The 11,112-nt window shown below is 49.9% G+C and carries 10 protein-coding genes; 2 read left to right on the top strand and 8 right to left on the bottom strand.

Annotated features, from left to right (window positions below; translation table 11 throughout):
- Positions 1 to 46 precede the first annotated feature (46 nt).
- The 8 genes from Q4A73_RS02500 to ileS are packed head-to-tail and all read right to left on the bottom strand — an operon-like array spanning position 47 to position 8,510.
- Positions 47 to 610 (bottom strand): hypothetical protein, encoded by a 564-nt coding sequence (locus Q4A73_RS02500; protein ID WP_303205859.1) that lies wholly within the window; start codon positions 608 to 610, stop codon positions 47 to 49.
- Positions 600 to 1,883 carry a 6-hydroxymethylpterin diphosphokinase MptE-like protein gene (locus tag Q4A73_RS02505; RefSeq protein ID WP_303205860.1) on the bottom strand — a complete coding sequence of 428 codons (1,284 nt, stop codon included), beginning with the start codon at positions 1,881 to 1,883 and terminating at the stop codon, positions 600 to 602. Before Q4A73_RS02505 ends, Q4A73_RS02500 begins: the two co-directional genes overlap by 11 nt.
- Positions 1,883 to 2,674, bottom strand: a complete 792-nt coding sequence (locus tag Q4A73_RS02510) for a carbon-nitrogen hydrolase family protein (protein WP_303205861.1) — start codon at positions 2,672 to 2,674, stop codon at positions 1,883 to 1,885. The genes Q4A73_RS02505 and Q4A73_RS02510 overlap by 1 nt, the downstream gene beginning before the upstream one ends.
- Positions 2,661 to 2,840 carry an exodeoxyribonuclease VII small subunit gene (xseB, locus tag Q4A73_RS02515; RefSeq protein ID WP_303205862.1) on the bottom strand — a complete coding sequence of 60 codons (180 nt, stop codon included), beginning with the start codon at positions 2,838 to 2,840 and terminating at the stop codon, positions 2,661 to 2,663. Before xseB ends, Q4A73_RS02510 begins: the two co-directional genes overlap by 14 nt.
- Positions 2,837 to 4,291 (bottom strand): IMP dehydrogenase, encoded by a 1,455-nt coding sequence (gene guaB / locus Q4A73_RS02520; protein ID WP_303205863.1) that lies wholly within the window; start codon positions 4,289 to 4,291, stop codon positions 2,837 to 2,839. The genes xseB and guaB overlap by 4 nt, the downstream gene beginning before the upstream one ends.
- Before the next feature lies 1 nt (position 4,292).
- The gene (gatA, locus tag Q4A73_RS02525; protein ID WP_303205864.1) at positions 4,293 to 5,657 is read right to left on the bottom strand and encodes an Asp-tRNA(Asn)/Glu-tRNA(Gln) amidotransferase subunit GatA; all 1,365 of its coding nucleotides are present in this window, start codon (positions 5,655 to 5,657) and stop codon (positions 4,293 to 4,295) included.
- Complete coding sequence (locus Q4A73_RS02530; protein ID WP_303205865.1) at positions 5,654 to 5,764, bottom strand: hypothetical protein; 111 nt, start codon at positions 5,762 to 5,764, stop codon at positions 5,654 to 5,656. Before Q4A73_RS02530 ends, gatA begins: the two co-directional genes overlap by 4 nt.
- Complete coding sequence (gene ileS, locus Q4A73_RS02535) at positions 5,757 to 8,510, bottom strand: isoleucine--tRNA ligase (RefSeq protein ID WP_303205866.1); 2,754 nt, start codon at positions 8,508 to 8,510, stop codon at positions 5,757 to 5,759. Before ileS ends, Q4A73_RS02530 begins: the two co-directional genes overlap by 8 nt.
- 81 nt (positions 8,511 to 8,591) lie before the next feature.
- Between ileS and Q4A73_RS02540 the strand changes: the two genes are divergently transcribed.
- On the top strand, positions 8,592 to 9,695 hold the full coding sequence (locus tag Q4A73_RS02540; RefSeq protein ID WP_303205867.1) for a CinA family protein: 1,104 nt from the start codon (positions 8,592 to 8,594) through the stop codon (positions 9,693 to 9,695).
- Between the two features lie 480 nt (positions 9,696 to 10,175).
- Positions 10,176 to 11,112, top strand: a 937-nt coding sequence (locus Q4A73_RS02545) for a hypothetical protein (RefSeq protein ID WP_303205868.1), incomplete at its 3' end; no start/stop codon positions are given.

Here is an 11,112-nt window from a genome sequence, read left to right on the forward strand (position 1 = left end):
ACGCAAAAAAGAAACATTAATTATTTTTTAATATTCCATAATATTACTAAAAGTAACAATTGAGCGAATTTTTAATGATACTTTTTTTCTCATCCAAAGCGTTGGCAAAAATTTCAAGCCACCGAGCGTAGTAAGCGATGAATTTAAAAAGATATCTTTCCTCAGTTTTTGATTTTTGCTTCAAAACCCTGGCCCAAAGCTCACCCCTCCTCACAAAGGCGTGGTTGAGTTTGCCATCGTTTAAAAATTGATTTTCGGCCAAGATAGCGTTGAATTTTTCTATATTTTGGTGGGTTTTTTCCAAAAGATTGCGATTCAGTCCTATCCTCAAAACCTCCCTCAAATTTTTTCTAAAAGCCAGACTTTGCTCTATGAAAAACTCACAAATTTCAATATTTTCCCCCATCAAAAGAAAAAATTTCTCCAAAGGCTCCTTAGCGCAGGCCTCAAATTCTCCCCAGTCCTCCATGCAAGATTTTTCCCTCAAATCAAGCCCCTCCAAACACTCCCCAAACTCTAGCTCCACCGCCCCCGCTATGCGCGCTCCCGTGCCTGAGGCGTTGTAAAATTTGACCCCATCATGCGACGCGATGAGCCCCTCAAGCTCCAAGCGGTAAAAATTCCAAGTGCTGTGAGTGAGGCACTCCCCCCCCCCCCCACATTTCTACTTCAAAATAGCTCACGCCTTGCGCCGAGCTCTCCCTGCGAGTGCCAAAGGCATAGCCTTGGGCGTGAGAATTCCCCTCAGCGCTTAGGGCGAGGTCTTGGCCAAGCATAATGATGTGCCTAAAGCCCATTTTTAGGGCGAGTGTGTAGGCGAAATAGCTTACAAAATTTCCCATTTCCACGAAGCCAAATTTTTCAAAAAAAGCAAATTCCACAGAGGGCTCATCGGTGGATAAAGCCACGCACAGGGGCAAATTCTGGCTCTTCAAAAAGGCCACAAGCTTGTGCGAGCTTGAATAGCTACAGACAAAAAGGGCCTTTGCGGGGAGGATTTTGAAAAATTCCAAAACCATCTCATCATAATCGCTGCTCAAAACAAAATCAGCCTCAATGCCCTCCTCGCAAAGCGTTTGCAAAACAGCATCCACAGCAAAAATCACAAGCCGATTTTGCTCCTTTTTAAGCAGGGCTAGGTCCTTTTGCAGTGAGGGACCAGCAGAGACCACCACGGCAACCTCGGCCGCTCTTTTAGCCCCAAAAAGCCTTTGCAGGGGCAGGGAGGAGAGCATGAGCGGGGTGTTGCGTAAAAGGTTTTCATACTGCTGAAAAACGAGCTCAGGGAAGGGGATGGCTTTGGAATTTAGGAGGTTGTTAAAAACGAGGGCGCAGAGGCTTTGGGTGTGTGAAATTTGCAGAGAAAAAAGGCGCTCGTAGAAGGAATTATTCACAAAAAAGGGCATGAGAGAGTGGAGTTGTAAAATGTGCGGGTTGTTGAAAATCAGGGCGAGCTTGGACTGGGCATTTTTTTGTAGGGGGTTGAAAAAATGAAGGCCCCCGGAGGCTAATTCCGCGCTCAAATCACACCCGCTCAAGGCCCAAAACAAAAGCTCCAAATCGCTCTCAAAAACAAAAATATGCCGATACCCCCGCAAACACAAGCGCTTGATGAGCATCCCATTGGCCGCGCCGTAGAGGAAAATGAAGGGATAGCGGGGGCTGTTTTGCACGATGCGCTCCTCATCGCACAAAAGCTCACGCTCCATATCCTCATACATGGAGGCCTTTTGCGCGATGCTAAAAAAATTCCCATCCTCAAGGGGACAATAGCGCCAATCCCAACCCCCCTCGCCCTCCGCGCTGCATCGTGCAAGGTGCAAAAGCACATTTTTAAGCCCCTCATCTCGCAGGGCGGCTGTATTTTTAAAAAAAATTTCCATCATTTCTCATAAGGCTTGATGATCCTATCAAAGCCCCAAATTTTCCTAGCTTCAAGGGCATTTTTAGGACTGCAAAGGAGCATTTCCTCCCCGCTTCCCAGACGGCTTTCAAGCTCGCCGAAAGCGTTGATGAAAAAGCTATCGCCGTAAAATTTCCACTCCTCGCTGTGCTTGAGTGTACCCACGCGATTGACGCGCAAAATGCTGACTTGATTCAAAAAAGCCCTCATTTTCAAAAGCTCCTCCCAGCGCTGCATACTCTCAAAGGTCGAGGCCGTGGGAATGAGGACAAGGTCGATTTTTTTGGCCCGCACTTCCTTCCAAAAGCGATCAAAATGCGCCTCAAAGCCAAAGATCAAAGCGCACTTAAGCCCCTCATGACTGAAGGTAAAAAGCCTGATTTTCTCGCATTTATTGCTGAAAAATTTCGCCTCATTCCAGTGCGCATAGGGCATCAAAAGCTGCTGCTCATAGCTTTTAATCCCACTTGGAGAAACCTTCAGGCAAAGCTTTTTACACCCCCCAGCCTCCACGCTCACAAGGGGGGCTAAAATTTCAAGCGCATATTTTTGTGAAAGCCTTATGAGGCTTTCTTTTTTCGCCTCGCTCTGCTCCTTGATGAGGGACTTGGGCATGGTTAAAAGCTCAGTAAAAAAGCTATTGAGGACGTATTCGCCAAGGACGATCAGATGCGCTCCGTTATCCTTGGACGCCTTGAGGTAGTAGTCCAAGCGCGACTCACTCATCGCCAAAGTGGGAAGCTGAAGCGCGGCTATCCTACTCGATCCCATCGACACGCTCCACCTCAAGCCTTGCTTTTTCAAGCTCCGCCCTTGCTTTCTCAACGCACTCAAGCCCTGCCTTGTAAATTTTCACGCTCTCCTCGAGACTGAGGGCGCCCTCGTTCAGGCTCTCCAGTGCCTTGTTGGCCTTTTGTAAATTCTCCTCAAAGCTCATGGATTGACCTTATAATTAGGCGCTTCTTGAGTGATGATCACATCATGCACATGGCTTTCTTTCAGACCCGCGCTGGTGATCTCGACAAATTCCGCCCTCTTTTGGAATTCCACAAGATCCACCGCCCCCACATAGCCCATAGCCGAGCGCAGTCCCCCCAAAAGCTGATGCACCACGCTCTTGATGCTACCCACATAAGGCACACGCCCCTCAATGCCCTCAGGCACGAGCTTCTCCCCTGCTGTGCCCTGCTGAAAATACCTATCCGAGCTGCCCTTTTGCATCGCGCCCAGTGAGCCCATGCCCCGGTAGCTCTTATACTGCCTGCCCTGATAGGTGAAAAGCTCTCCCGGACTCTCATCCGTGCCCGCAAGGAGCGAGCCTATCATCACCGAATTCGCCCCCGCTGCTAGGGCCTTGGCGATATCGCCTGAGTATTTGATCCCCCCATCGGCGATGACCCCCACGCCAAATTTCGCCGCCTCCAAAGCACACTCATCGATGGCTGAAATTTGCGGCACACCCACGCCTGAGATGATGCGCGTGGTGCAGATGCTCCCCGGCCCTATGCCGACCTTGACCGCGTCCGCTCCTGCCTCGATGAGTGCCCTCGTGGCAGCGGCTGTGGCGACATTGCCCGCGATAACTTGTGCCTCGGGGAATTTTTTCTTGATCGCCCTTAGGGTGTCCAAGATCCCTCTAGAATGCCCGTGCGCCGAGTCCAAAACCAAAATGTCCACCCCCGCCTCGATGAGGGCCTGGGCCCTATCCATCTGCGCCGCGCCCACGGCCGCGCCCACCCTGAGGCGTCCAAAATCGTCCTTGTTGGCCTCGGGGTATTCTTTGCGCTTTTTCAAGTCCTTGATGGTGATGAGCCCGCTGAGACGACCCTCCTCATCCACGATGGGGAGTTTTTCGACCTTGTTGGTGCTAAAAATTTTCTCCGCATCATCCAAAGTGCAGCCCTGAGGAGCGGTGATGAGGGGCATTTTTGTCATCACGCTCTCAACCCTGCTTTCAAAATCACTCTCAAAGCGCAGGTCGCGATTGGTGAGAATTCCCAAAAGCTTTTGCCGCGCATCCACGACAGGAACGCCAGAAATCCTATACTCAGCCATAAGCTCCAGGGCCTTAGCCACGCTGGTATCCGGGGAAATGAAGATGGGATCGATGATCACCCCGCTCTCGCTTTTTTTCACCCGCTTGACCTCCCTGACCTGGGAAGCGATGTCCATATTTTTGTGGATGATGCCAAGCCCCCCAAGCCGCGCCATCATGATGGCCGCTCTGTGCTCGGTTACCGTGTCCATGGCTGCAGAAATGAGGGGGATGTTGAGGCGGATTTTTTGCGTGAGCTGGGTGTGAATTTTCGCCTCCTTGGGTAAAATTTCAGAATAGCAAGGCCTTAGCAAAACATCCTCAAAGGTTAAAGCACGCCCTATAATTTTCATCTCAAACTCCATTTTTTATAATTTTTTCCAAGCTAAGCGCCCCATCGAGCAGGGTCTGCTCCTCATAAGCCCTGCAAACAAGCTGGGCCGAGACATTAAGCCCCTGAGCGTCCACTCCCACAGGCACGGAAATGGCGCCCAGTCCGGCCAAATTCACGCTGACGGTGAAGGCATCCTCCAAATAGCTCTGCATCGGGCTTTTTTGCGACTCAAAGGCAAAGGCCGTAGTCGGCGTAACGGGCATAAAAATCAAATCACAATCCCGCAAAATTTCCTCATATTTCGCCTTGATGAATGCCCTAGCCTTCTGCGCCCTGATGTAGTAGGCCTCATAATACCCGCTGCTTAAAACGAAGGTGCCCAGCAAAATTCTGCGCTTCACCTCCGCGCCAAAGCCCTCACTGCGCGTTTTGATGTAGAGCTCCTTTAAATTTTGTCCCTCGGCCCGGCGCCCATAACGCACCCCATCATAGCGGCTCAAATTCGCGCTAGCCTCAGCCGTGGCGATGATATAATAGGCCGCGATGTCAAATTCATAGTCCTGCAAATTTCTCAAAACAATCTCATGCCCATGCGCCCTTAGCGCCTCCACCGACCTAAGTAAGGCCTTTTTGACCGACTCATCACAGTTTTGGAGATGGTTTTCTATCACGGCGATCCTCAATTTTTTCTGCGCGTTCAAAAGCGGGGCCGTGGGGCTAAAATCAAGCCTCGCGCTCGTGCTATCTTTCGCATCATGCCCCGCGATGGCATCGTAAAGGATGGCCGCGTCCTCGACCGTTTGCGTCAAAACACCGATTTGATCGAGGCTTGAGGAGTAGGAGGTTAGGCCGTATCGGCTCACCCTGCCATAGCTGGGCTTGAAACCCACGCATCCGCAAAAGGCCGCAGGCTGCCTTACAGAGCCGCCAGTATCGCTGCCCAAGCTTGCCAAAGCCAGCCCCGCCGCCACCGCCGCGGCCGAGCCCCCACTACTGCCGCCGGGGACGCGTGTGGGGTTTGTGGGGTTGAGCGTTTTGCCGTAAAATGAGGTCGCCGTGGAGCTTCCCATCGCAAATTCGTCCATGTTAGCGCGGCCAAAGGGCGCAAAGCCGACTGCTCTTAAATTTGCAACCGCGCTAGCATCATAGGGCGCGATGTAGCCTTGCAAAATTTTGCTAGCGCAAGTTAGCTCCCAGTCCTTGACGCTGATGTTGTCCTTGATGGCGATGGGCACGCCCGCGCCGCTCTGGCTCAGATCCCTGTGTAAAAACTGCTCCACGAAGGCGCCGATTTGCCTCTGCGCCCGCGCCTTTTCGTTGAGCTCCTTTTTCAAAAGTTCAAGCTCATCTTGAGAATAAGTCAGGGCTTTTTTTAGGCTTATCATTCTTTTTCCTTTAGTTTTTTGATCGCAAAAATCGCCAAGGCACTGAGGGCCAAAACCACGACGATGGTGCCTACGATGAGGCTTGTGGGGACGGGATTTTCAAGCATGTTTCAAAACCCCCTCACAGCGCGCACAAAGGCTCCCCTCGCTTCGGGCCTGATGCCGCCAGCAGCGGGGGCATTTGTGCAAATCGGCCCTTAAAATGCCCACCCTCTCACCCTCAAGCTCAAACTCACAAAGCCTCTCCCCATCGCCATCATCCTCCACCGCACTCACCATGAACCAATCGACAATCTCCCCCTCCTCCCAGCGGCCAAAAACAGAGCCTTGAATTTTAAGCTCGAGGGTGGATTTGATGATTTTGTCCTTTTTGAGCGCGTCGATTTTTTCAAAAAATTTCTCCCGCAGGGCTAGCAAAAGCGCATCCTCCACTTCAAAATCAAAGGCGAAATTTTCACCCATTTGCAAGTCAAACACATCCTGAGCCTCCCCCTTGATGCAGGGCGCGCAGTGCTCCAGGACCTCATCGATGGTATAGCTTAAAAAAGGCGCTAGCAGGGCGAGGAGCTCTTTTGTTATGAGGGCCATCGCCACTTGAGAGTCCTTTCTTTTGGGACTTTTTGCGCTCTCACAATAGAGCCTGTCCTTGCTGATGTCAAGATAAATTCCACTCAAATCGGCGCTCAAAAAACCTAAAAGCTGATGAAAGCCCTTGGAAAATTCATAACGATAAAAATCCTCCTTAACGCTTTGAAAAACCCTGCTCGCACGGGTTAAAATCCACCTGTCGATGAGGGAGAATTCGCCGTGGTTTAGGTCCGCTAGATCGCTGGTGTTGGCAAGGAGGAAGCGGATGGTGTTGCGGATTTTGCGGTATTGCTCGCTGGTTTGCTTGAGTATGGCCTCTGAAATTTTCAGGTCCGTAGCATAGTCGCTCAAAAAAACCCAAAGCCTCAAAACCTCCACTCCGTAGGTCTTGGCGACATATTCGGGCGCGATGACATTGCCCAAGGACTTGCTCATCTTCTGCCCCCGCTCGTCGATGGTAAAGCCGTGCGTGAGGACGCTCTCATAAGGCGCTTTTGACTTGATGATGGCGCTAAGAAGCAGTGAGCTTTGAAACCACCCCCTGTGCTGATCGCTACCCTCCAAATACACGCTAGCTCTCCCATCGCCAGCATCATAGCGGCCAGAATTTAAAACCGCGTTGAAGGTGCTGCCGCTGTCAAACCACACATCGAGGATGTCCTCGACCTTTTCCAAGTCCTCCGCTTTGTATTTGGAGTCAGGCGACAGTAACTCCTTGATGCTCAAATCCCACCACGCATCCGCGCCCTGCTTTTCAAAAATGGCCGCGACACCCTCAAAAAGCGCAGCGTCAAAAATCACCTCCTTGCTCTTTTTGTCCCTAAAAAAGGCTATCGGCGTCCCCCAGTCCCTCTGCCTAGAAATGCACCAATCGGGGCGATTTTCCACCATGGAGCCTATCCTTTTGACCCCGCTTTGGGGGTAAAAGCGCGTTTTTAAAATTTCCTCCCGCGCCCGCTCTCTTAGGCTCTTGCCCTCAAGCCTCGCCTCATCCATCGCAATAAACCACTGCTTGGTCGCTCTGTAAATCACGGGCTTGTGCGTCCTCCAGCAAAAGGGGTAAGAGTGCCGAAATTTAGAAGCCTCCAGCAAATTTTCTCCCAAGAGCTTTAAAATTTTTTCATTCGCTTCAAAGATGTGCAGGCCTATGAATTCAGGCAGGAGGGGCTCGGGCAGGAGGGCTTTTAGGCGTAGGGTTTCATCATAGCACCCCCCCTCATCCACGGGCATTAAAATTTCAATGCCGTATCTAAGGCAGGCGTAGTAGTCATCCTCCCCGTGTCCGGGCGCTGTGTGCACAAGCCCCGTGCCCCCGTCCATCAAGACATGCGCGCTCAAAATGAAAAGCGACTTCCTAAAATTCAGCGGATTGACCGCCTCCAAGCCCTCAAGCTCCCGCGCTGGCCATCGTTTTTGAATTTTCCCCGCCGTGAAGCCCTTTTCGGCCATATTTTTAAGCAAAACTTCAGCAAAAATCAGCCCCTCCTCGGTCAGGACATAGCTCTCATCGGGGTTGAGGGCGATGGCCTGATTGGCCACCAGGGTCCAGGGCGTGGTCGTCCAAATGACCGCCCTAGCCTCTTTGAGGCCCAGTTTTTCCAGCGCCCCATCGCTCAAAGGAAAGGCCACGAAGGTGGAAAAATCCTCCTTTTCCTCATACTCCACCTCGGCCTCGGCCAGGGCCGATTTGGCCGCCCAGCTCCAAAAAACAGGCTTGCACCTCTCCACCAAAAGTCCTTTTTTAGCCACCTCGCACAGGGTGCGGTAGATGTCAGCCTCAAAGGAAAAATCCATCGTAAGATAGGGCTTGTCCCAGTCGGCTATCACGCCCAGGGCTTTGAATTCCTCCCTTTGGATGCGGATAAATTCCCCCGCGTGCTGTCTGCAAAGGGCGCGAATTTCTCTCCTGCTCAAATGCTTTTTTTTCGCGCCGAGCTTGAGCTCGACCTGCTGCTCTATGGGAAGTCCATGGCAGTCCCAGCCCGGCGTGAAGCGCACACTCTCGCCCCTGAAATAATGCAGCTTGATGAGGGTTTCTTTGAGGATTTTATTGAGGGCGTGGCCTATGTGGATGTGCCCGTTCGCATAGGGCGGACCATCGTGGAGGGTGAAGCTTTTGGGACTTTTTTCGCGCTTTTTTTTCATCTTTTCGTAGGCGTAATTGTCGCAAAACCATCGCTCAAAGCGCTTTTTTTCAAGCTCGCTTAAATTCGCCCGCATGGCAAAGCTCGTTTGCGGCAAAAGAAGAGTTTCTTTATAGTCCATATCGCTACACCTTTTTTGCTTTGAATTCTACACGAAATAGTTTTAAGATTGGTTATAATCGTTACAAAAAAGGAAAATTTTATGAAACATCTGCTCTTCATCATCGGCGATGAGCTCATCATCCATCCGCATTATAAAGACTACATTTTCAGGCGCTATGAGGAAAAATTTCACGAAATCGACGAGCTTAAAATTCAAAGCAAAAGCGACAAAGAATTGCCCTTTTTTTTGGAAAAACTCACGCATAGTTACGATTTCATCACCATCTTTTCCAGCCCTCAAAACTACAGCATCATCGCCAAAATTCTAGCCACGCTAAGCGATGACAATCTCGTCCTCAAAGAGCAAACCCTAGTGCCCGACAGATCCCTAAGCGCTGCGAATAGCTTTGTTTGCGCGCTTGATGCTTGCAGGATCAACCTCCTCAATGTCGACACCAGCGAAAAGATGCCCCCCCTGCTGGGCGATGTCGCGCTCGATTATGATTTTTTCTGCCTCTTTGGCATCGATGAGGAGAGCGCCCTCCTCCTGCTTGAGACCCTCACAAGGTCCTTTAAGGTCAATATCAAAACGAGCAAGCTTTTAGAAAATCTCACGCTCGTTAAGGTTATCAGCCATGAAAATGGCACGATAGAAAGCTTTTTGCAGGGCGTGCAAAAGCTCTTTGGCGCGAAGGTTTTTTTGGGGAAAAATCCTCTAAATTTCATCGTCTCCAAGCTCTTGGAAAGGGGGCTGAAAATCTCTTTCGCCGAGAGCTGCACGGGCGGGCTTTGCGCGAGTATGCTCACCCAAATCGAGGGCGTGAGTGGAATTTTTGAGGGCTCGATTGTGAGCTATTCTAACCGACTCAAGCACGAGTGGCTGGGCATCAGCGAGGGCATTTTGGAGGGGGGCGGGGAGTACAGTGAGCGCTGCGTTTATTTCATGCTAAAGGGGATTTTTAAGACGGCAAAATGCGACTTCGCCCTTGCCCTGAGCGGGGTAGCCGGAGAGGGCGATGAAGGGGGCATGAAGGCTGGGACGATCCTCATCGGAGCGATGTTTAGGGATGGTGCGTATTTGCAAGAAATCTTACACCTGCGCGGCGATAGACCGTTCATCCAAAAGCAAGCAGCGCTAGCGGCTTTTTGCCTGCTTTTAAAGCTAAAGCCGGAAATTTTTAATAACCTTGAATCACACCAATGAGAGGCGATTTTCCTCCCCGAAAGGTGTTAGAATTTTCGTTTTGATTTACTGTTTGTTAATTAAAAATTTGGCATCAAATCCAAACAAAGCCCTATAATTTAGGACTTACAAAAAAAAAAAAAAAAATACTTTCTTGAATTTTGGCACATTTTTTGCTAAAGTAGCGATACAAACCATAAAACAAAAAAAGGAAAATCATGCTAAGTCGTTCTTCTCTCTTTAAACCAAGCCTGGCAAGTTCTTTGCTTGTCTTATCCCTACTCAACACCGACCTTTTTGCTAATCAATGTGCTACTAAGAGTCATTCTGTCATCGGTTTGAAAATTGGAGGTTGTATTTGGAAACATAATGGAGGGACTTTATCCATAGCAAAGGGTGGTACTTTGATTAAAATGGGCTCAACAAGATGGAGTTTTCTCTATCCAACATACAAAACAAATAAACCTAGTCACCATAGAGCAAGGTGGAACCATAGCACAAATGGCTAATTCGTATTCCTACTTCTCAGTGGCTCTTAAGATAGGCATAGCGAGGGGATTTCGAGCTCGTGCTGATACGATTGATAACAAAGGCATGATTTCCAGTCCAAATCAGCCTGCCATATGGATAGGAGGGGGTACTATCACCCTACTGACCAATCACTCCACAGGCACCATCAAAGGAGGGATACAAACGGGCGATTACGCTTCTTATCTAAAAACTCTAAATAATGCTGGGCTGATCACTAATGCCAAACAAGGGCAACTCAATGCCGGATACGCTGTGCATAATAACGGAGCGCAAAATATCGTAATCATAAACTCAGGCACCATAGAAGGCTATGAAACAGAAGGAACCGTTCAAAATTTCCAAAACACAGGAGCCATCACTGGCAATGGACTCTCTGTCAGATCGACCATAAAAACTCTCACCCTAGGGAATAATTCAACCATCAACAAAGGCATAGAACTAAGAGGCACTATCCAGTCTCTAACTAACGATAGTTCGACTTTGAAAATCACAAACTATGCGAGAGGTCAAATTCAAAATCTCCAAGGTAGCGGCACTATCACCAGCCTTGATAATCGGGGTACGATAAAGACACTGAACAATACCATGAACGGCAACCTCACCAACTCAGGTAAGATCGAGTCCGGTAGTATCACCTTCCAAAGCGGCCAGCTCACCAACCAACAAAGCGGCACTATCGGCGGCACCGTCAGCGGCACTATCACCAGCCTTGATAATCAGGGTACGATAAAGACACTGAACAATACCATGAACGGCAACCTCACCAACTCAGGTAAGATCGAGTCCGGTAGTATCACCTTCCAAAGCGGCCAGCTCACCAACCAACAAAGCGGCACTATCGGCGGCACCGTCAGCGGCACTATCACCAGCCTTGATAATCAGGGTACGATAAAGACACTGAACAATA

This window comes from Campylobacter sp., assembly GCF_030528245.1.
Classification (GTDB): Bacteria; Campylobacterota; Campylobacteria; order Campylobacterales; family Campylobacteraceae; genus Campylobacter_D.

Excerpts from the sequence above, each read along its gene's own strand:
- gatA (WP_303205864.1), bottom strand. The coding sequence starts at position 5,657 with ATGATAAGCCTAAAAAAAGCCCTGACTTATTCTCAAGATGAGCTTGAA.
- Q4A73_RS02510 (WP_303205861.1), bottom strand. The coding sequence starts at position 2,674 with ATGGGATCGAGTAGGATAGCCGCGCTTCAGCTTCCCACTTTGGCGATG.
- guaB (WP_303205863.1), bottom strand. The coding sequence starts at position 4,291 with ATGAAAATTATAGGGCGTGCTTTAACCTTTGAGGATGTTTTGCTAAGG.
- Q4A73_RS02530 (WP_303205865.1), bottom strand. The coding sequence starts at position 5,764 with ATGCTTGAAAATCCCGTCCCCACAAGCCTCATCGTAGGCACCATCGTC.
- Q4A73_RS02540 (WP_303205867.1), top strand. The coding sequence starts at position 8,592 with ATGAAACATCTGCTCTTCATCATCGGCGATGAGCTCATCATCCATCCG.
- xseB (WP_303205862.1), bottom strand. The coding sequence starts at position 2,840 with ATGAGCTTTGAGGAGAATTTACAAAAGGCCAACAAGGCACTGGAGAGC.
- Q4A73_RS02505 (WP_303205860.1), bottom strand. The coding sequence starts at position 1,883 with ATGGAAATTTTTTTTAAAAATACAGCCGCCCTGCGAGATGAGGGGCTT.
- ileS (WP_303205866.1), bottom strand. The coding sequence starts at position 8,510 with ATGGACTATAAAGAAACTCTTCTTTTGCCGCAAACGAGCTTTGCCATG.